Here is a 21,147-nt window from a genome sequence, read left to right as displayed (position 1 = left end):
ACGGTTCTCTTGTTGCACTGACTGCAACAGGAGAACCGTCCCCATGTTTCATTGCTAGGCGGCTTTGTCGTATGGTACTTCGATGTCGACGGCGATGTTTTCTCTTCTGTTTTTGTTTCCTTTCCAGAAGAACATTGCGGTGATGACAACTGTGATTATGAATCCGCCTGTATGTGAGAATTGATAGGATTGACCGAATCCTAAGTTGCCATCGTAGAGAATGTAAGTGAATATCATATGTGTAATAAACACAGCTGGTACGAGTGCAACGAAGTAATTTTTCTTTTTAATAAAGAGATACATGGTACCAATCCAAAGAGCAAGTGCTGCTGTTCCTTGATTCGCAAACGAGAAGTATCGCCACAATATATTAAAGTCGATTGTCGTCAACCAATAAGAAATAACGAACATAGGAATGGCGAGCATTAATCGTTTTGAGACTTTACTTTGTTTAATATTTAAATAATCAGCAATAATATTACGTGCTGCGCGGAAAGCAGTATCACCAGATGTTATAGGTAAGACAACTACCCCAAGTACAGCAATCGTTCCACCTACAGCTCCTAATAAAGTAATCGAAACTTCATTTACGACTAGAGAAGCTGTTCCTTCATTAATTAATCCTTGTAATCCTTGACCATCGAACATGCTCATTGCTGCAGCTGCCCAAATCATTGCAATAATACCTTCTGCAACCATCATCCCGTAAAAGATGTAGCGTCCTTGGTTTTCGTTTTTTGTTGTTCTAGAAATTAATGGTGACTGTGTTGCATGGAATCCAGATAGTGCACCACAAGTAATTGTTAAGAATAATATGGGTAAAATTGGTAAGTCACCAGGATGCATGTTTGTTAAAGTTAATTCAGGGATTTGATATTCAGATAATAACAAACTTCCGCCGACTCCAACGGTACCAATTAATAATATAGCTCCAAAGAATGGATATACTCGTCCAATAATTTTATCAATAGGTAAAATTGTAGACAAGAAGTAATACCCAAATATGATAAAGACAATTACAATTACTGCTACTCTGCCATCAATTAAATTATGTAATAATGAAGCAGGTGTAGTTACAAATACAGTACCAACTAGTAATAATAATAGTAATGCAAAAATGTTAACTAAATGACGAGAAACCTTCCCTAAAAATTTCCCAGCAAGCTCAGGAATATGTGCACCACGATTTCTTATCGAGATCATTCCCGTTAAATAATCATGCACTGCCCCTGCAAAGATTGTTCCCAGAACGATCCATAAAAATGCGACAGGTCCATATAAAGCACCCATAATTGGCCCAAAGATTGGACCAGTCCCTGCGATATTCAGTAATTGAATAAGTGCATTTTTTTGTTTGTGCATCGGAACATAGTCAATGCCATCTTGATTTGCATAAGCTGGAGTTGGCCGCTTTTCATTGGGCCCAAACAACTTCTCAATGTATTTCCCATAAGTGAAATACGCTGTAATTAATAAACCTATCGCAACTAAAAACGTGATCAAAATAATTCCCTCCCATTGTTTAATTTTTCTTTCTTTACGTTTTTAATATAATATAGGTAATTTTGGAAAAACTCAAGCCTTTTTATAATTTACATAGTTTTTAAAAAGACACTTCTTTATTGCTGTGTTTATTTTATAGGTAATTAGGAAATATATAGACAAGCATCTATGAAGTAGCGATGTAAGTCTTCCTCGGAAGATATGCTCAACTGCATTCATTTTGCTAAAATTTGCATCTATAGAGGTGAAAGTGATGGGACGTTTATTCAAAACACTCATTAGGTTTGGGCCGTTTCTTTATCCAATAGTCAGAAAGTACATGAATAAAAGAAAACAAAAGAGCAATTTCAGCAGTAGAGCATAGCCCTCATCCTGAAATTGCATAATATTAATAAAAAAAGATGCAGCTCATTCAGAGTATGCATCTTTTTTACGTTCATCTGCTATGGTTCAAAACCATATTAAGTAGTACCCTTTCAAGTAAATAACATAAAATATGATAGGACATTAGAAAGAAGGTGCAATTAATTATGGGTTTATATATAAACCAAGAAAAGCATAAAGATATTTATAAAAATAATGTAGCGCCCATTGCGCCAAATCAAGATATTTTTATGCATAATCATATGGCTGAGATGATAAAGGAACAGAAAAAAATAAATCATCAATTGCTTGGGAATATTAGTTATCTAAAAAGAGGCTATAAACAACAGGAAATGAAAGGAGTGGAAATTTCTAATCAATTAAGGGAATTAAAAGAAGGCCAAATGGCTACAAATGAAGTACTTCCTCATCTTGCAAGCAAAAAAGACTTCTATGAGACAATAATCCTTCAAGGAGAAAAACATGAAACAAGAACGGAAGAACTCAAATTAAAGATGGAGCAGCAACTGGAATTACAAAAACAAATACAGGAAGAAATAGCTAGCCAGGAAGAAAAACATAAAGAAGTCATCGGGCGCTTAGACAATCACGAGGCATTAATTCAAAAAGTGGTAAGGCAAGTCGATTTCATTCGATCCCTATTTTATGAACGAACACACTATTTAGCTGAAAAAGTTGAAGAAGGATACCGCACAACCTCAGGCTACATGTACTCGATAATGACTAACCAAAATCAATTACCCCTAAGCCTCATGTTATACCAAAAGCATGAAAGCAAAAAGAAACAGGGGGACGGTTCTACTGTTTCATAAGCAATAGAACCGTACGCCACCTATTCATCAAAAGGAATAGCGAAGTTTCTTTTCTTTGGATATTTTGAAACGAGTAGATGGAACTTAGAACTATTGTCTTTCATATAAGAATGGTCTTTCAAATATTTATCTAAATCATCAGCTGTGTTTACCTTGTCGTTTTTTAATTCGCTTAAAAGCATATTTATTTGTTCTTCGTTTAGCTCGAAATCATCTACTGTAATTTTCTTCATTCAATCCAACTCCTCATCATTTCTTACCTAGTATGCATTATATCAAAAGAAGAAGTAGGATGAAATAAAAACAAAAACTCCATCTTCAGGATTGAATGGGAAGATGGAGTTTTTGATTTACATCATTTTCTTATAAAAAATTATATTTTAGTGTTTTTCTTCTTAGCCCGTTGCTCAAGCTGTGATTTTGGTTCTTGATCTGCAACATCTTCTGAATACCCTTGAGGATTTACACTAGATTTAACTCTTTTTGTTTTTGAAGTTCTTTGTTTATTAGACATAATTGCACCTCCAGTATGTAGTCTTTCAAGAAATAGTTTTACTATTCATCTGATAAAATAATTGAAGAATAGAAAACAATGGAAACGTTGCTGACAATTAGTATTGTAATTTCTATAAATTAAGTTATAATAAATGTACAAATAAATAATTAATATTTTGGTTCAATTATAGGAAGTAATTGATGAAAAAGGAATCAGGTGAAAATCCTGAACGGTCCGGCCACTGTAAATGGGGATACATTCCAAATGCCACTGGTTTTTCTGGGAAGGCGGAATTCAGCAACAACCCATAAGTCAGGAGACTTGCCAAAGTAGAATGTAATCAACCTTCTAGGAAAAGGGGATACATAGATAAATTCTGCAAGTGTGTATTATTGAATCTATGACTATGCTCTCATCCGAATCTGTGGGTGAGAGCTTTTAATTTTGTATGTATAGTTAAAATGAAGCATAAAATTAATGAAGTATTCACGAGACTACTTATACTTGTCTCAAAGCATACAACATCATTTATTTGGTTACAATGCTGTAACCTTTATAAGTTAACACTAGTTACAAGGGTGTAGCTAGTGCAATAAAACTTAGCTTAAATAAATATGAAATTGTTCCGAAGATGAAACAGCTTTCATATTTTATTAATGAAAAGCTATAAAATTGTTAAAGACAGGACGACATTGTTCTGTCTCTTTTTTATCTCTAGTAAAAGGGTAAATGATAGGCTTGCATTTAAATTTATGCAATAGTATAATAACGATACACAACGACGTGTATTTATAATTAAAGCGATGGAGCTTTGCAGAGGTTTATTTTTCTGCGAAGCTCTTTTTTTATTTTTAAGAGAGGATGTTCTATCGTATGAATAAAATTTCACTACGGACGGAAATATATTCTGGTAAAGATGCTTTAAATTATTTAACCAAGATAGAAAATAAACGTATTTTTATTGTCGCTGACCCATTTTTAATTGACTCGGACTTAATGAAGGGAGTGGAAGAAAAACTAAAAACAGGAAGAAACAAATCATTTCTATTTAGTGATGTTATTCCAGATCCACCAATTGAAAATGTTGTTTCGGGAGTTAGTGAGTTATATAAATATGAGCCAAATCTTATTCTTACGATCGGGGGAGGATCAGCTATTGATGCAGCTAAAGCGATTAAAGAATTTGCAGGAAGAATTTTTCAGATAGAAAACCTTCCATTAATAGCAATTCCGACGACAAGTGGAACTGGATCAGAGGTGACTTCCTTTTCAATTATTACAGATAATAGTAAAGGGATAAAATATCCCCTTGTAGACGATTCGTTAATTCCTGATATTGCCATTTTAGATCCGAACCTTGTAAGAACAATGCCAGCTACAATTACCGCAGATACAGGTATGGATGCACTGACACATTCATTGGAGGCGTATGTTGCAACGAATGCTAATGACTTTTCGGATGCACTTGTAGAAAAGGCAGTTCGATTATTATTTGCTTATCTACCTATAGCTTATAGTGATGGCGACAATATTCGGGCTAGAGAAAAAGTTCATCATGCTTCCACAATGGCTGGAATAGCTTTTAATACAGCAGGTCTAGGAATTAACCATAGCATTGCCCATGCTTGTGGTGCTAAGTTTCATATTCCGCACGGTAGATTAAATGCAATTTTATTGCCAAAAGTGATCGCGTTCAATGCTGGACTAGATGGTTTCCAAACAAAGAACCTGAATGAAGTAGCTAAGAAATATTCAGAACTCGCAAAGCTGTTAGATTTATCAGCATCTAATCCTGCTATTGCAACGAAAAGCCTTATCAAACAGATTGAAAAGTTACGTTCAAATCTAGACATGCCAAAAGACTTTAAAAGTTTTAGTATCGACAATTCGCATGAAACAATAGAAGAAATATCTGAAGTAGCACTAAAAGATAGTTGTACGGTAACAAATCCTGTCGAACCTAAATCGACAGATATAAAGTCAATTTTAAAACAACTCCTTTAAAGAAAAACTAATAATGAACAAACATACCATTATTTTTAGGTTGAATAATTAAAATTGAATTTTATACTTGCGAGAATGCGCTTTCACATATATAATAGTTTTTAATAACACAAAGGTGTGTTAATTCAGATTTATTACAATAATTCACTCTAAAGCAAGGGGGCTTTGGAAAAAGATGCATTTCTTTTTTCATGGCCTTTTTATGTTTTTTCTTGATTAAATCTTACATCTAGTTTTACTTAACGAATTTTTTGTAAAACGATGTTAGTAAAGGAGAGAGAGTATGGGGAATAGAATTGTGATAGTCGATGATGAACCTATTACAAAAATGGACTTACAAGAACTATTAGAGGAATCAGGCTACAATGTAGTTGGCCAGGCCTCAGATGGTTTCGCAGCAATTGATGTATGTAGGAAAGAAACTCCTGATTTAGTCATTATGGATATTAAAATGCCAGTACTAGACGGACTTAAGGCTAGTAAAAAGATTATGCATGATAACCTTGCAGGTGGAATTTTATTATTAACAGCCTTTTATGATGAAGAATACGTAACGAAAGCAAAGGAATTAGGGGCAGTAGGCTATTTAGTGAAACCACTTGATGAAAAATCGTTTATCCCGACTGTTGAAATGTGTATTTCAAGAGCAGGGGAAATTCGTGCCCTCGAAAAACAAGTCGACAAAGTCTCAAAGAAACTTGAGGACAGGAAGGTAATTGATATCGCAAAAGGTCTAATCATGCAAGAGAGAAAGATCAATGAGGATGATGCTTACCAACTTCTAAGAAAAATGAGCATGGATGGTCGTACATCAATGGGTGAGATTGCGAGGACGATTACACTTGTTTACGACTGAGAAATCAAAAATCGTCGAGCTTTGTAGCAAGCATACGGAATTAACCGAATATGAAGTAGGACTTATTGTTAAAAAAGCGCAAGCACTAGAAGAGCTGGCGGAGATATTCGATTGCGATATTTTTATTGACGTGCCACTCAAAAACAGTACGTCTTCTCTCGTTGTTTTTCATGTTTTCCCTGTGACAAAAGAATCCTTATATAAAAATTCTCCTGTTGGACAGCCTGCTTTGAAAATGAATGAACCAGGAGTTTGGCGTGTTTCTCGTTTTGGAGGTTCGTTGAAAGGCTATAAAGCATTTACTCAGGAAAATGTATTTATAAGGCAAAATATCCATGCAATTACAGATGGCGAGAAAGTCTTAGGAACCTACATAATGGAAACTGCTTTTCATGAGGAAACTGGGGAAACGGAAGACGCCGAAAATGATTATATGACGATGGCAGCAAGACTGAATAATTATATTGATGATGCCATATACTTCTTTGATGCAACAGGCAAATTAATTTTTCAAAATGATATGGCAGACAGCTTCTCGAATAATATTTCTAACGAGAATGTATACTATAACGATATTTTTGGAGATCAGGTTCACTATCAAAAGTTGGCACTCAAGGATAAAGAGGATTTCGTTTCTGAGATACAACTTGATAATAAATTTTATATGATGAAAAGTGTACCGCTTCGGGATGATAAGTTGAAATTCGCCATTATTTTAAGGGATATAACCCAGCTAAAAAATAAAGAAGCAGAAATTATTTCTAAAACCGAGGCAATTAGGGAAACACATCATCGAATTAAAAATAATCTGCAGACAATGGCTTCACTTTTCCGAATGGAGAAGAGAAGAACTACTAGTTTAGAAGCAAAACATATTTTAACTGATAATACGAACCGTGTTTTATCTATTGCTGCGACGCATGATATTTTAGCAAGGCAGCTTGGTGATAAAGTAGAACTCAGTGAAGTACTGAAGTTCATAATTAATAATATCCATCGAAGCTATTCTTTATTAGATAATGTCAAGCTGACAATCGATGTGGAAGAATCAATCATTGTTCTTAGTGAAGTAGCAACCTCCGTTTCACTGATTGTGAATGAGCTCGTTCAAAATAGTTACACCCATGCTTTTCCTCACCAAGCATCTGGTGAAATTAATGTGAAATTAGTTAAAGAAGGCTCTGATGTAGTTATTACAGTCAAGGATAACGGAATAGGTTTTTTGGTTGATAAAGTTGAAGGTAATAGTTTAGGATTATTTATTATTAAGAGCTATGTAAAAGATAAGTTAAAAGGAAAAATACAATTTAATAGGAAGAAACAAGGAATGGAAATTACTTTCCGATTTAAATAATGCTTTTACAGTGAAGTAAAAGCTTATCCGAAAGCAATGAAGCTTAAGGTAAAAATGAACAGTATGTTTGTGTGCATTTTTTTACCTTAAGCTTTTTTGCTTTCTTTTTTATTTCTACTATTACATTTAAACAGATTGGAGGGGATATTTTTGGCAGAAAAAATGTTAAGTGTTGGCATTGATATCGGCACATCAACAACACAGCTCATTTTCTCCGTTTTAACAATTGAGAATACAGCTTCAGCTTTCAATGTACCGAGAATTACAATAACAAGCAAAGAGGTTATATACAAAAGTGAGATTATTACAACACCACTAATCGAACAAAGCAAAGTGAATCAACAGCTGATCCAGGAATTTGTTGAAAGAGAATATAGAAAAGCCAATATTGCTAAAGACAAAATTCAAACTGGTGCTGTAATTATTACAGGAGAAACTGCCAGAAAGGAAAATGCTGAAGAAGTTTTACAAGGTTTAAGTGGTTTCGCAGGAGATTTTGTAGTTGCAACTGCAGGTCCTGACCTCGAAAGTATCATTGCAGCTAAAGGTGCAGGGGTACACTCTTTTTCAAAAGAACATTCTTTAAAGATTGTGAATTTAGATATTGGAGGAGGTACGACTAATCTAGCAGTAATCCAACGTGGTCATGTGATAGATACTGGCTGCTTAGATATCGGTGGTAGGTTAATTAAGGTAAATAAAGAAACCAAAAAAATAGAGTATATTTCTGAAAAGATAAAAGATCTAATCGCAGCTGAAGGTTATGGTATTTCAATTGGCCAAATAGCAACAAAAGAAAATCTTAAACCTATTGTTAACCGCATGGCAGAGCTTCTTGAAGAAAGTATTGGGGCGAAAATGGAAAGCGCTCAACTGAAAAAGATTACTACACATAAAAACATTACAGAAACAGATAAGCTCACTCATCTTTCATTTACTGGTGGAGTTGCTGAAGCTATCTATAAAACTGTAGATGAAGATGTTTTTAAATATGGTGATATCGGTTTAATGCTCGGTGAAGCGATACGAAATTCAACCTTGGCAGAGCGATTTATTCTTTATGAACCCGAAGAACTTATTAGGGCAACAGTAGTCGGTGCTGGATCTCATACGACGGAAATTAGTGGCAGTACCATTATGTATTCAGAAAACATTTTCCCTTTGAAAAATATACCTGTTATTAAAATCCACGATGAAGAAATCAATACAGAAGGTAAATTTGATCAAAATTTAAAAGAAAAGCTGAGTTGGTTCGAAGTGGAAGAAGACAAGCAAACGGTGGCAATTTCCTTTACAGGAAAGCGTTATAAAACATTTAAAGAAATTACGGATTTTGCCAGTGAAATAATAAATGGAATGGACGAATACATTGAACTTGGTTTACCTCTAATTATTATTATTGACCATGATATCGCCAAAGTAGTCGGCCAGACCCTATTTACAAAGCTTGGACTGAAGCAAGAACTCATCTGTATTGACAGTGTTATTGTTGACGACGGTGACTTTATCGATATTGGACATCCAGTGGCAAGCGGAAGTGTTCTTCCTGTAGTTATTAAGACATTAGTATTTCGCTAAAAAGCTTTTCAGATCTTTGAAGGGGGGAAGGCGTTTGAGGAATGCTTTAAAAGAGATGGGAAAAATTTAAACTCATTTGTTTGAGAAGAAGAACGCTTAAAGATTGAGAGGAGGATTATCGTGATATTAAGTACAACCTTATTTGGAAGAACATATCAATTTAAAACTGTAAATGAAGTAATGGCAAAAGCAAATGAAGAGAAATCAGGAGATATTATGGCTGGAATTGCTGCTGAGTCTGCCGAAGAGCGCGTTGCAGCAAAAGTAGTTTTATCGAAATTAACATTAGAAGACTTACGTAACCATCCTGCAATTCCGTACGATGAAGATGAGGTTACACGAGTGATTCAAGACAATGTGAACGAAAAGATTTATGGTGAAATTAAAACTTGGACGGTGGAAGAATTAAGGGAGAAAATCCTTGATTCAGATACAACAGGTAATGATATTAGAAGATTATCTCGAGGACTCACTGCAGAAATGGTGGCAGCAGTTACAAAGCTCATGTCCAATTTAGATTTAGTTTTAGGGGCACAAAAAATTATTGTTACTGCACATTGTAATACAACTATTGGTCTACCAGGAACGTTGTCGACGCGCCTTCAGCCAAACCATCCGACTGATAATGAAGAGGGAATCGTTGCTTCTATTCTTGAAGGCCTATCTTATGGGGCTGGGGATGCAGTAATTGGTTTGAACCCAGTAGACGACACTTTAGAGAGTGTAAGTCGAATGTTTCATAAGTTAGAAGAGGTAAAGAATAAATTCAAGATTCCTACTCAAACAAGTGTATTAGCACACGTGACAACCCAAATGGAAGCAATTAGGCAAGGTGCACCGGCTGACTTAATTTTTCAATCGATTGCAGGATCTGAAAAAGGAAATACAGACTTTGGGATAACTGCTGATTTAATTGCTGAAGCAAGGGACCTTGTTCTAAAAGAAGGAACATCTGCTGGACCGAATGTAATGTATTTTGAAACTGGTCAGGGTGCAGAATTATCCTCGAATGCCCATCATGGAGTAGATCAATTGACACTTGAAGCAAGATGTTATGGTTTTGCTAAAAAATATGAACCGTTTTTAGTAAATACAGTAGTTGGCTTTATTGGACCTGAATACCTTTATGACTCGAAGCAAGTTATCCGTGCAGGCCTTGAAGATCATTTTATGGGGAAATTAACAGGCATTTCAATGGGGGTTGATGTTTGCTATACAAACCATATGAAAGCGGATCAAGATGATATGGAAAATCTCGCTATTCTATTAACACAGGCAGGGGTTAATTTCCTAATCACAGTACCGCATGCAGATGATGTCATGCTTAACTATCAAAGCTTAGGTTATCACGAAGCACAAGCATTGCGTGAACTATCCAATTTAACAGCAATCAAAGAGTTTGATGAATGGTTATTGGAGATGGATATTTTAGATAAAAACCGTAAGCTCTCTAAAAAAGCAGGAGATGCTTCCGTATTTTTAGTGTAAGGAGGAGAAGGTATGGTAAACGAAAAAGAATTAAAATCGCTTATTGAAAATATTCTACATGACATCGTTAACGGAAATGACTCACAGGCAGCTAGCCTAACAAATAGCAATAATGTCAGTTCTAGTTCAACAGCTGTACTAGACAAACAGCTTCCGGATATTTCCGAAGTAGAAATTAGAAAAGAACTGCTTGTACCAGAACCGTTTGATAAGGATGGTTATATGGAAATGAAATTAAAAACTCCTGCAAGACTAGGTGTTTGGCGTGCAGGTGCTCGATATTTAACATCCACATCTCTGCGTTTTAAGGCAGATCATGCAGCTGCACAGGATGCTGTATTCTCCTATGTTGATGAAGATTTTGTTGCTAGAAATAATCTTTTTTCTACAGCAACTGTGTGTCAGGATAAGGATGAATATATTACACGGCCTGATTTAGGTAGACAATTTTCCGAAGAAGAGAAGGAAAAGATTAAAAAGTACGCTGGGTCACCAAAGGTACAGATTATGGTTGGAGACGGTTTAAGTTCTGCTGCGATTGAAGCAAATCTAGAAGATACACTTCCAGCAATTAAACAAGGATTACAAGTATACGGAATTGAAACAAGCAATGAAATTTTCGTTAAGCATTGTCGAGTACCTGCGATGGATGTGGTTGGTGAAGTAACTAATGCTGATGTTGTTTGTCTGCTGGTTGGAGAAAGACCAGGGCTTGTAACTGCTGAATCTATGAGTGCTTATATTGCGTATCGACCAACTGTTGATATGCCTGAAGCCAGACGTTCTGTTATCTCGAATATTCATGAAGGCGGAACCCCACCTGTAGAAGCTGGAGCACATATCGCTGAGATGATTAAGAGAATGCTAGATAAGAAAGCCTCGGGTCTAGATTTAAACAAAGCCTAATAGTTGAAGGTGAAAGGAGGAAGAATGTTGAGAGACGATCGAATTTATGGTCAAGTACTTGGTACAAAATTAATTTCGAATGTTAGTCCAGATATGGCAGAACAGCTTAAACTTGGACCGAATCAAAGAAGTTTAGGCATTTTAACAGGTGATGTTGATGATGTCGTTTATACAGCACTGGATGAAGCAACAAAGAAAGCTGATGTAGAAGTAATATATGCACAATCTATGTATGCAGGAGCGGATAATGCTACTACAAAGCTAACAGGTGAAGTAATTGGGATTTTAGCTGGTAATAATCCTGAAGAAGTAAAAAGTGGATTAGATGCTGCCATTAGCTATATAGAAAATGATGCTTACTTTGTTAGTGCAAATGAAGATGGTTCTATCAATTATTTTGCCCATTTAGTATCACGTACAGGAACGTTCCTATCAAAAGAAGCAAATATCCAAGAAGGAGAAGCAATCGCTTACCTCATTGCTCCACCTCTTGAAGCGATGTATGCGTTAGATGCAGCTTTAAAGGCAGCAAATGTAAGGCTTGCTACTTTCTATGGCCCACCCTCTGAGACAAACTATGGAGGTGCTCTTTTAACGGGAAGTCAATCAGCGTGCCAGGCTGCCTGTGACGCATTCGCCGATGCAGTCAATCAAGTTGCTGATAATCCAAAGGGATATTAGGTGTAGCTTATGAATGCATTAGGTTTGATAGAAAATAAGAGTTATCTAGCTTCTGTTGTAGCAGCAGATATAGCTCTAAAAACCGCTGATGTCGAATTAATTGATATGGAAATTATAAAAGGTGGGTATGTTACAGTCCAGCTCGTAGGTGATGTGGCTGCAGTAAAAGCAGCAGTTGAAGCAGGTACAGATGCAGTAGAAGAGTTTGGAGCTCTGGTTTCCAGTCATGTGATTCCAAGAACTGCTAAAGAAACACAAAAGCTCTTAAGGAGAAGAACAGAGAACACAGCAACTCAAAAGCTTTCAACTAACAAAAATTCGGACATTAAATTAGCTCAGATAACGAAGAAGTTAGTAGTAAATGATCCAACTGAAGAGAATCCTGCACCTAACATTCAGGAATACGTTATTAATCGTGAGGCTCTTCAGAAAATGACAGTTGCAGAATTGCGAAAGCTTGTAAGAAAAAGAAAAGTAATGACGGATGATATTAAGAGTATAAAATATGCCAAAAAACTAGATTTGATTGAAAGTTTATTAGCACATGAAAAGCTAGAAAGCAATAACAGTTAGACATTAGCAAATAGGATTTAAAAAATCGAGGAGGAATTAAAGATGCAAAATACAAATGCACTTGGAATGGTTGAGACAAAAGGATTGGTAGGAGCAATTGAAGCTGCCGATGCAATGGTAAAAGCAGCAAATGTAACTTTAATAGGTAAGGAACAGATTGGTGCAGGACTCGTAACAGTACTGGTTAGTGGAGATGTTGGTGCTGTAAAAGCGGCGACTGATGCAGGTGCAGCAGCTGCTGATCGTGTAGGAGAATTGATTTCTGTACATGTGATTCCACGTCCACATGGAGAAGTCGCAGCAATTTTACCTAAAAAAGAAGAAACCACTGAGTAGATCATTTTAAATGGGTGAATTGCTTTTCCTTTGTGAAGATGCTTTTTTTAAATTTGAGCACCTTCAACAAAGGAAGCTAAAGGAAGGGATGCTATGGCTGTACTGACTGAAAGTACATTAAGAAGCCTTTTCATATCGAAGAAAATTAAAGAATCCATTATTGAACTTCCAAAAGGGACAATTGTAACACCGGCAGCAAAAAGTTATCTTCAAGACCGAAAGATAACTATTGAATTTGTAAATGATGAAAAACAAGCAAAAGGTGATACAACTAAAAATAAGATATTTACTCCAGAGCCTAAAGAGGAAGCAACAGAAAGTATAACAAGCTACCAACTATTAAATGGTGGTTTTTTGGAAGGAAAACCAGAGCATATGACAACTCTCACTTCCAACTTACTTGTTCCGAAAAACCACCGTCGAATTGTTTTAAGAGGCCAGCTAGATTCTTTACAAGCGAAAATAATAGAATTTCAATTTCAGCTAGCAGAGAAAAATTCCTACAGGTTAGTAGAAGATTTGCAAGAGGTATTGACCTTTGTCATGAAGCTTCTTGAAGTTGAAGTAACTGAAAAATCTTTAGGAGAATTTCAACTTCTCAATTTGAATGAAAAAGAAATTCATAAAATGGGCATTTGTCCGGAAGATTATTTTTCTGTAAAACTTCCCTTGCCAGATTATAAAATGGGAATAGAAGTAGTTCTATTAAACGTACTACGGACGAAAATTCGTGAAATAGAGATTACAGCCTATGAAGCTTTTATAACGGAAGATGGTAGTCTCGAACGTACCGATATATTACTAGCATTGAATCGTTTGTCCTCTCTTTGCCATGTCATGATGTACAAAGTAAAAGCGGGTGATTACGCGAAGGAAAAGGAGGGAGGCAATGAATCAACTTCTGACAGAAACAATTATAAAAAAAGTGAAAAAAGTGATGCTTGAGGAATCATTAGTTGAAGTAGAAGCATCAGGGAGGCATGTTCATTTAAATCGTGAAGCAATTGATTATCTTTTTGGTAAGGGTTATCAACTCACACCAGCAAAAGAATTGTCACAGCCAGGACAATTTGCATGTCAAGAAAGAATCACTGTAAAAGGGCCGAGAGGTAAATTTGAAAATGTAGTTATTCTTGGGCCCGAACGGAAGGAATCGCAAGTAGAAGTATCGCTTACTGATGCCGTAACGCTGGGTGTGAAAGTACCTGTAAGAGAGAGTGGAGACATTGAAGATACACCACCAGTTACTCTCACCCACGGAAATAAGAGCTTAGACCTTGAGCAAGGACTGATTGTGGCGAAAAGACATATACATGTCTCACCAGATGATGCTGAAAAATTGCAGGTAAAAAATCGTGAAATTGTACAAGTAAAGATTGTGGGCGCACGACCTCTCATTTTTGATAATGTTGTCATACGTATCCATGAAAATTATCGAACCTTTATGCATATTGACTTTGATGAAGCGAATGCGTGCGGCTATCAAAAAGGATTTTTAGGAAAAATTATTAAGAAAACAACAGAATCACAACAGGTTACAACAAAAGAATCAAAAGTTAATTCAACGAATAATGAGAGTGAAAAGCCAACGGACGAAACAGCTACGCTAAATAAAAAATTAATTTCTGAAAATGATTTACAAAAAGTATATCTTAAGAAGATAACAAGGATACAGATTCCAGCATCAAGTATTATTACCCCGCTTGCTAAAGACTATATACGAATGCATAAATTACAAATTCACAGAAGCGAGGAGAATGAAGCATGATTATAGGAGATGTTATTGGATCTGTATGGGCAACAAGAAAAGATGAACAATTAAATGGATTGAAGCTACTTATCGTGAAGCCAAAATATGCGAAAGATTTAAGCTCTACTTTTGTCGCTGCTGATTTAACAAGTGCTGGAGTCGGTGACACCGTATTAGTGACAAAGGGTAGTAGTGCAAGATCAGCTTTTGGGAAAGAGCGAATTCCAATTGACTCTGTGATTGTAGGGGTTGTCGATTCCATCGATATTTCAGAGGGTTGAACCGTCTTTCCGCCATTTAAAAGGAGGATGAGTAATGGGGATAAATGAAATTGTAATATATTTAATGGTAATATTCATGGTTATTGGAGCAATTGATAAAGTATTTAAAAATAAATTAGGTCTTGGTGAAAAATTCGATGAAGGTTTAATGGCAATGGGAGCACTTGCCCTTGCGATGGTCGGAATCATTGTAATGGCTCCAGTGCTTGCAACTGTTCTAAGCCCAATTGTTGTTCCTGTGTTTACCACACTAGGTGCTGACCCTGCTATGTTCGCAGGTAGTCTCTTAGCAATAGATATGGGTGGTTTGCAGCTTGCTCAGGAAATGGCGATCACTGAGGATGCAGCTATGTTCTCAGGGATTATCTTGGGATCAATGATGGGGGCTACGGTCGTATTCTCTATTCCAGTATCACTAGGAATTATTAAGAAAGAAGACCAAAGCTATCTAGCTACAGGAATGTTAGCTGGTTTTATTGCAATTCCAATTGGGGGAATTGTTGGTGGGTTAGTTGCTGGCTATTCTTTCATGATGGTTATTACGAACCTAATTCCGATCTTTATTCTAGCAGGTCTCATTATTTTAGGACTCTGGAAAATCCCTACCAAGATGATTAAAGGCTTTACGATCTTTGGATATGGAGTTGTCGTTGTAGCAACTTTGGGTCTCGCCATCGGAATCATTGATGTTTTAACAGGAATTACTGTCATTCCTGGAATAGGTTCTCTTGAGGAAGGTATTCAAATAGTAGGTAGTATCGCTATTGTATTAGCTGGTGCCTTTGTCATGGTAGAAGTAATCACTCGTGTATTCAAGAAACCACTCATGCGAGTAGGGAAATTATTAGGGATGAATGACGTAGCTGCAGCTGGAATGGTAGCAACGCTAGCAAACAATATTGCCATGTTTAATCTTATGAAGGATATGGATAATCGCGGAAAAATTATTAATGTGGCATTCTCTGTCCCAGCCGCCTTTGTACTTGGAGACCACCTTGGGTTTGCTGCAGGTGTAGCTAGGGATATGATTTTCCCGATGATTGCTGGGAAACTTGCTGGTGGAGTTTTTGCCATATTCGTTGCAGTAATTATAGCCAATATGATGCTAGGTAAGAACGAAAAAGATAAACCAATTGAAAAGGTTGAAGTAGATATTTCCTCAACACAATAAAAGTTTTCAAAAGGAAGTCGAGTAGAAAATTTTACTTCAAAGTAATCCATTCTGTAGAAATGAAAGTAGGGAGTTGTATATGGGAGAAGAAAAAGAAAAGCAGCGGTTTATACAAGAGTTCGTTCCAGGAAAACAAGTCACCTTAAGTCATTTAATCGCAAACCCAGATGCTGATATGTTTGAAAAATTAGGTATTCAACAGTCTGGTGCCCTTGGGATTCTAACATTAACTCCTAGTGAAACCGTAATTATTGCAGGAGATAGAGCTACAAAAGCAGCTAATGTGTCAATCGGTTTTCTTGATCGATTTACAGGTAGTCTCGTGCTCGTAGGAAGTGTGTCTGAAGTCGAAACGGCTCTATATGAAATTAATCAATTTTTACGAGATGTTCTTTCTTTTACCCCATCGGAAATGACAAAGTCTTAGGAAACGGGGTGTAGAAAATGAAGAATCGAGTGATGTTAATTGGTGGAATTGATGCTGGTAAGACGACCTTAACAGATGCCTTATTAAAACGAGAAAAAAAACCTAAAAAGTTAAAAACCCAATCCTTAACCTATGATGATTGGATTGTTGATACGCCCGGTGAATATACGGAAAATCCATTGCATTATCGTAATCTCATGGCAACTTCAATGGAAATTACCCATGTATTATTTTTACAAGATGCAACAAATAAAAAAACAATTTTTGCACCTGGCTTTAGTTCCGGTATCAATAAACTAGTGATAGGTGTGATATCTAAGGTAGACCACCAAGATGCAGATGCAGAGATTGCTATTCAAATTTTAAAAAAGGCACTTGTTAAAGGCCCAATTGTTATTGCGTCTGCTTATACAGGCCAAGGGATAAAAGAAATTATAGAACTTGTAAAAATGAATTCGATGCAGGAAATGAAAGAGTATGTGGAAACTGCAGATTCGGAACATATTTTCTTTCATGAAATGTAAATCATAAAACCCCCACTTAAAGATGTTCGGAGGTGGATGAATGGATAAGGAAATGGTGGATAAAGTAACTAAATTAGTAATGGAAGTTCTCACAGAAATGCAAGAAAAAAATCCTGTGACAGAAAAAAATTCCGTTAAAATATGGCATCATGAAACCCCACTACCTAAACCAATCGTCATGAAGGGTACAAATGGGAGTAACATGCAAATAAATAACGAGATTATTTCATTTTCTCCATATAGATAGATCAACAAGAGCATATAGAGAAAGGAGCAGCTGAATTTGAATATAGATAAAGACCTACTTTCCCTTCAAGAAATGAGAGATGCCGTAGAAAGTGCAAAGCATGCACAACAAGAATTTATGAACTTTTCTCAGGAAAAAATTGATTCTATCGTCGAGGCAATTGCTAGAGCAGCTTATGAAAAATCATATGAGCTTGCCAAAATGGCAGTAGAAGAAACGGAAATGGGCGTTGTGGAGCATAAGGTGTTAAAAAACGAAGTTGGTTCTATGGACGTTTATCATTCGATTAAGGATGAGAAAACAGTTGGATTAATCTATGATGATCCTGCAAATAAATTAAGAGAAATTGCTTATCCATTTGGTACAATCGCAGCTATTATACCAACTACAAATCCAACATCAACAGCAATGTATAAAACACTGATTGCTCTGAAAGCAGGAAATGCTATTGTTGTTAGTCCACATCCAAGAGCAAAACGTTGCACGGTTGAAACATTAAAGATTTGTAATGAAGCAGCGATTAAAGCAGGAGCACCAAAAGGTTTAATTGGTTGGATTTCAGAACCAAGCATGGAAGCGACGAACCAATTGATGAGGCACCGCGATATTCATTTAATCTTATCTACTGGAGGCGGTGGACTTGTTCGTGCAGCCTATAGTTCAGGGAAACCTGCGTATGGAGTTGGACCAGGAAATGTTCCTGTATATATCGAGAAAACAGCCGACATTAAAAAAACTGCAAAGATGATTATTGATAGTAAATCCTTTGATAACGGTACCATTTGTGCAACGGAACAATCAATAGTTGTGGACAAGAGTATTAAAAATATGGTTATTCAAGAACTTAAAAAGAATGGATCCTATTTTTTAAATGAGGATGAAAAAAGTAAGGTAGCAGGTATTATATCTCCAGGGAATGGAAAATTAAATCCAGCTATTGTAGGAAAGCCAGCTGTGAGGATCGCTGAAATGGCGGGTGTGCGTGTTCCTGCAGGTACTAGAGTTTTAATTGCAGAAGAAGATCTAGTTGGGAAAGAAGTTCCTTTTTCTCTGGAAAAGTTAGCGCCAATCTTTGGGTTCTATACTGCAAATAGTTCGGATGAAGCGCAGGCGAGATGTTTAGAATTACTAAATCTTGGTGGCAGAGGTCATAGTTTCGCCATACATTCTAAAAATGATGACATTGTTATGGAGTTTAGTAGAAAGATGCCTGTCTCACGTGTTTTAGTCAACACACTCTCTTCTATAGGAGCAGTTGGGTCTACGACAGCTCTTTTGCCATCTATGACATTAGGCTGTGGGGCTTATGGTGGAAATATTAGTTCCGATAACATTACTGCAAAACATCTTATTAATACAAAAAGAGTTGCTTATGGAATAAAAGATGTAGAAATTCCACAACCTGGAACTAGTAAAGGAAACACCGGGTCATTAAACAACCGCGTAAAAGAAGCTTTTGTTAATTCGGCATCCGATAAGGGACAAAAAATTGATGAAGAAAAAATAGAACTTTTAGTAAAGCAAGTCCTAAGAGAATATCAAAATTTATAATGAAGGAGGAATTTAAATGGCGAATGTGAATGGTGCACTAGGTATGGTTGAAACAAAAGGTCTCGTCGGTGCAATCGAAGCAGCAGATGCAATGGTTAAAGCTGCAAATGTAAATTTAATTGGTAAGGAACAAATTGGTGCTGGGCTTGTTACAGTTATGGTTAGTGGTGACGTAGGCGCTGTGAAGGCAGCAACAGATGCTGGAAGTGAGGCTGCAAGTAGAGTTGGTGAACTTGTTTCCGTTCATGTCATTCCTCGGCCTCATAGTGAATTGGGAAGAATTTTACCTTAAATCTATAATAGGATAGTGGAGATGCTAAGTGAATCTACTATCCTATTTATTTTCAAAAAATGGAGGTAACTTAATGACAGCTTTCAAAAGAAAGAAGTTCGCAGTAATAGGCGCTGGCTTTACTGGCGCGACAACAGCATTTTTGCTTGCCCAAAAAGAATTGGGAGATGTCGTTTTGGTTGATATACCGGAGCAAACTAATCCAACAAAAGGAAAAGCTTTGGATATGCTAGAAGCTGGCCCAGTAGAGAAGTTCAATGTATCGATTAAAGGAACGTCCAATTATGAGGATATTAAAGATGCCGATATGGTTATTATCACAGCAGGAATTGCTAGAAAACCTGGAATGAGTCGTAGCGATTTAGTGAAAACAAATGCTAAGATTATGAAGGATGTCTCCAAAAAAATTGTTCAATATGCACCTAATAGTTATATTCTTGTTTTAAGTAACCCAGTTGACGCGATGACATATACCTGTTTTAAAGCAACAGGCTTTCCTAAAAATCGCGTAATAGGTCAATCAGGTGTTTTAGATACTGCGAGATTTCGAACATTTATTGCAGAGGAATTAAACATTGCGATGGAAGATGTAAATGGTTTTGTTCTGGGTGGTCACGGAGATACAATGGTGCCCTTGATTCGTTACTCGAGTGTAGGTGGCATACCAGTTCAAAATTTATTACCACAAAATAAAATTGATGCCATTGTTGACCGAACACGAAAAGGTGGAGGAGAAATTGTGAATCTTCTTGGTAATGGAAGTGCTTATTATGCTCCTGCTGCTTCTCTTGTGGAAATGGCAGAAGCAATTGTCAAAGATGAGCGAAGAATTCTACCGGCCATTGCTTATTTAGAAGGAGAATATGGATACCAAAATATTTATCTAGGGGTACCTACAATTTTAGGTGGTAAAGGTATCGAAAGTGTAATTGAATTACCGTTAACAGATGAAGAAAAGAGGCAATTAGATTTCTCAGCAGAGGATGTAAAGAAAGTTATTGATATTTTATAAAAGAACATAGACTATTTACTACCATTCCTTAATTTGTGGAATGGTTTTTACTTCCAAGTTTGTTTTTACATTTTTCGGGAATTGCTTAGATACGATAAAAAGGTGGTATTTTTTTACCTGGAGGTATTAAGATGGAAGACAGGAATGACCATAACCACACATTTCAAGTAAACGAAGCCAAGCAACAATTCCTCTATCCGTTTTTACTTAAACAAAGGAAAGTCGAATCTTTAGCAGATGAACTACTAGCAAACGAATTCACTTTTTTTGATATCACGGATGATTCATTGAATGACAAATTTTATGGTGGTACAAAGATCAATCATAAAAATTTAGAGACATATTTCATGCCGAATATAGAACCTATATTATTTCCTGCGTCATCAGATAAGAAAAAGAGTTTGCGAAGATTTTCAAAAGTAATGAAAAAGAAATGTAGCTTTCAATCGAAACATCTTGAAATAGATTTTACTATTGAATCCATTGATGTGATACTTTGCCCTTTTCATATTGGGCTGTTAAATATTCGGATAACCTTACCCACAGGTCTTACGAATAATGATATCGGGTACTTTGGTGACTTGTTTAGCTATCTTGTACCAAGCGGTGATAAGGAGAAGGAGATAAAACTCATCTATGAAGATCAGGATTTTGATCAAGTGAATGATTTTATTTCAGAGAAACTTCTCTATAGTTTTAACGATTATATTGATCAAGAAACACCTGATTTGAAGAGTTATGGTGGCAGTCTACCTTTTTATAAGGATGAGCGCATGTATGTAGTAAGTTATATACAAAGTGCTGAGGAAAAAGAAATATCAAAAATGGATTTATATCGGATAAATCAGTTAAATGGTTACCAAGCGGATGGTAGTTTATACATTGGCACAACAAATCCAGATTAAGTTGAACGATTTTATG

23 protein-coding genes, 1 pseudogene and 1 riboswitch are annotated in these 21,147 nt (G+C 36.2%); of the genes and pseudogenes, 21 read left to right on the top strand and 3 right to left on the bottom strand.

Translation table 11 applies throughout. The features are described 5' to 3' along the window. Positions 1-54: 54 nt before the first annotated feature. Complete coding sequence (locus ACXYMZ_RS10945) at positions 55-1,503, bottom strand: carbon starvation CstA family protein (protein ID WP_458948442.1); 1,449 nt, start codon at positions 1,501-1,503, stop codon at positions 55-57. A gap of 530 nt (positions 1,504-2,033) precedes the next feature. On the opposite strand from ACXYMZ_RS10945, the gene ACXYMZ_RS10940 reads away from it, so the two are divergent. Next, on the top strand, positions 2,034-2,699 hold the full coding sequence (locus tag ACXYMZ_RS10940) for a hypothetical protein (RefSeq protein WP_458948441.1): 666 nt from the start codon (positions 2,034-2,036) through the stop codon (positions 2,697-2,699). A 20-nt stretch (positions 2,700-2,719) separates the two neighbouring features. Here ACXYMZ_RS10940 and ACXYMZ_RS10935 read toward each other — a convergent pair whose 3' ends face one another. Continuing rightward, on the bottom strand, positions 2,720-2,932 hold the full coding sequence (locus ACXYMZ_RS10935) for a hypothetical protein (protein WP_458948440.1): 213 nt from the start codon (positions 2,930-2,932) through the stop codon (positions 2,720-2,722). A 140-nt stretch (positions 2,933-3,072) separates the two neighbouring features. Further along, positions 3,073-3,213 carry a small, acid-soluble spore protein L gene (gene sspL / locus ACXYMZ_RS10930; RefSeq protein WP_458948439.1) on the bottom strand — a complete coding sequence of 47 codons (141 nt, stop codon included), beginning with the start codon at positions 3,211-3,213 and terminating at the stop codon, positions 3,073-3,075. 141 nt (positions 3,214-3,354) lie between these two features. Then, positions 3,355-3,538, top strand: a riboswitch (cobalamin riboswitch). 530 nt (positions 3,539-4,068) lie between these two features. On the opposite strand from sspL, the gene ACXYMZ_RS10925 reads away from it, so the two are divergent. From ACXYMZ_RS10925 to ACXYMZ_RS10830, 20 genes and pseudogenes are all read left to right on the top strand, one after another. Then, positions 4,069-5,199, top strand: a complete 1,131-nt coding sequence (locus ACXYMZ_RS10925; protein ID WP_458948438.1) for a 1-propanol dehydrogenase PduQ — start codon at positions 4,069-4,071, stop codon at positions 5,197-5,199. Between the two features lie 283 nt (positions 5,200-5,482). Continuing rightward, positions 5,483-6,055 (top strand): ANTAR domain-containing response regulator, encoded by a 573-nt coding sequence (locus tag ACXYMZ_RS10920; RefSeq protein WP_458948437.1) that lies wholly within the window; start codon positions 5,483-5,485, stop codon positions 6,053-6,055. Beyond that, positions 6,042-7,409 carry a histidine kinase N-terminal domain-containing protein gene (locus ACXYMZ_RS10915; RefSeq protein ID WP_458948436.1) on the top strand — a complete coding sequence of 456 codons (1,368 nt, stop codon included), beginning with the start codon at positions 6,042-6,044 and terminating at the stop codon, positions 7,407-7,409. The genes ACXYMZ_RS10920 and ACXYMZ_RS10915 overlap by 14 nt, the downstream gene beginning before the upstream one ends. Positions 7,410-7,559: 150 nt before the next feature. Beyond that, positions 7,560-8,987 carry an ethanolamine ammonia-lyase reactivating factor EutA gene (gene eutA / locus ACXYMZ_RS10910; protein ID WP_458948435.1) on the top strand — a complete coding sequence of 476 codons (1,428 nt, stop codon included), beginning with the start codon at positions 7,560-7,562 and terminating at the stop codon, positions 8,985-8,987. A gap of 120 nt (positions 8,988-9,107) precedes the next feature. After that, on the top strand, positions 9,108-10,475 hold the full coding sequence (locus ACXYMZ_RS10905) for an ethanolamine ammonia-lyase subunit EutB (protein WP_458948434.1): 1,368 nt from the start codon (positions 9,108-9,110) through the stop codon (positions 10,473-10,475). 12 nt (positions 10,476-10,487) lie between these two features. After that, positions 10,488-11,381: an ethanolamine ammonia-lyase subunit EutC gene (eutC, locus tag ACXYMZ_RS10900; protein WP_458948433.1), complete on the top strand. Its 894-nt coding sequence runs from the start codon at positions 10,488-10,490 to the stop codon at positions 11,379-11,381. Positions 11,382-11,408: 27 nt separating this feature from the next. Then, positions 11,409-12,062 (top strand): ethanolamine utilization microcompartment protein EutL, encoded by a 654-nt coding sequence (gene eutL / locus ACXYMZ_RS10895; protein WP_458948432.1) that lies wholly within the window; start codon positions 11,409-11,411, stop codon positions 12,060-12,062. A gap of 9 nt (positions 12,063-12,071) precedes the next feature. Beyond that, positions 12,072-12,635: a BMC domain-containing protein gene (locus ACXYMZ_RS10890; RefSeq protein ID WP_458948431.1), complete on the top strand. Its 564-nt coding sequence runs from the start codon at positions 12,072-12,074 to the stop codon at positions 12,633-12,635. Positions 12,636-12,677: 42 nt separating this feature from the next. Next, positions 12,678-12,971 carry a BMC domain-containing protein gene (locus ACXYMZ_RS10885; RefSeq protein WP_458948430.1) on the top strand — a complete coding sequence of 98 codons (294 nt, stop codon included), beginning with the start codon at positions 12,678-12,680 and terminating at the stop codon, positions 12,969-12,971. 93 nt (positions 12,972-13,064) lie between these two features. Then, on the top strand, positions 13,065-13,916 hold the full coding sequence (locus ACXYMZ_RS10880; RefSeq protein WP_458948429.1) for a cobalamin adenosyltransferase: 852 nt from the start codon (positions 13,065-13,067) through the stop codon (positions 13,914-13,916). Then, a pseudogene (eutD, locus tag ACXYMZ_RS10875) lies at positions 13,861-14,490 on the top strand (ethanolamine utilization phosphate acetyltransferase EutD); the annotation flags it as partial. The gene ACXYMZ_RS10880 and the pseudogene eutD, both read left to right, overlap by 56 nt. A 245-nt stretch (positions 14,491-14,735) precedes the next feature. Next, positions 14,736-15,002 carry a EutN/CcmL family microcompartment protein gene (locus tag ACXYMZ_RS10870; RefSeq protein WP_458948428.1) on the top strand — a complete coding sequence of 89 codons (267 nt, stop codon included), beginning with the start codon at positions 14,736-14,738 and terminating at the stop codon, positions 15,000-15,002. 34 nt (positions 15,003-15,036) lie between these two features. Continuing rightward, positions 15,037-16,173 carry an ethanolamine utilization protein EutH gene (gene eutH / locus ACXYMZ_RS10865; RefSeq protein WP_458948427.1) on the top strand — a complete coding sequence of 379 codons (1,137 nt, stop codon included), beginning with the start codon at positions 15,037-15,039 and terminating at the stop codon, positions 16,171-16,173. A 79-nt stretch (positions 16,174-16,252) separates the two neighbouring features. Next, positions 16,253-16,600: an ethanolamine utilization microcompartment protein EutS gene (gene eutS, locus ACXYMZ_RS10860; protein WP_458948426.1), complete on the top strand. Its 348-nt coding sequence runs from the start codon at positions 16,253-16,255 to the stop codon at positions 16,598-16,600. Between the two features lie 17 nt (positions 16,601-16,617). Then, positions 16,618-17,124 (top strand): EutP/PduV family microcompartment system protein, encoded by a 507-nt coding sequence (locus ACXYMZ_RS10855; protein ID WP_458948425.1) that lies wholly within the window; start codon positions 16,618-16,620, stop codon positions 17,122-17,124. Positions 17,125-17,164: 40 nt separating this feature from the next. Beyond that, positions 17,165-17,371, top strand: coding sequence for a hypothetical protein (locus ACXYMZ_RS10850; protein ID WP_458948424.1), 207 nt, complete (start codon positions 17,165-17,167; stop codon positions 17,369-17,371). Positions 17,372-17,407: 36 nt separating this feature from the next. Further along, positions 17,408-18,922: an acetaldehyde dehydrogenase (acetylating) gene (locus ACXYMZ_RS10845; RefSeq protein WP_458948423.1), complete on the top strand. Its 1,515-nt coding sequence runs from the start codon at positions 17,408-17,410 to the stop codon at positions 18,920-18,922. Between the two features lie 16 nt (positions 18,923-18,938). After that, positions 18,939-19,214, top strand: a complete 276-nt coding sequence (locus ACXYMZ_RS10840; protein WP_458948422.1) for a BMC domain-containing protein — start codon at positions 18,939-18,941, stop codon at positions 19,212-19,214. A gap of 73 nt (positions 19,215-19,287) precedes the next feature. Then, on the top strand, positions 19,288-20,226 hold the full coding sequence (gene mdh / locus ACXYMZ_RS10835; protein ID WP_458948421.1) for a malate dehydrogenase: 939 nt from the start codon (positions 19,288-19,290) through the stop codon (positions 20,224-20,226). A 131-nt stretch (positions 20,227-20,357) separates the two neighbouring features. Next, a complete protein-coding gene (locus tag ACXYMZ_RS10830; RefSeq protein ID WP_458948420.1) occupies positions 20,358-21,131 on the top strand; it encodes a hypothetical protein in 774 nt (257 codons plus the stop codon). The last annotated feature ends 16 nt before the right edge of the window (positions 21,132-21,147 follow it).

Source organism: Oceanobacillus sp. CAU 1775, assembly GCF_054482815.1.
This window is presented reverse-complemented; position numbering and strand designations above follow the sequence as displayed.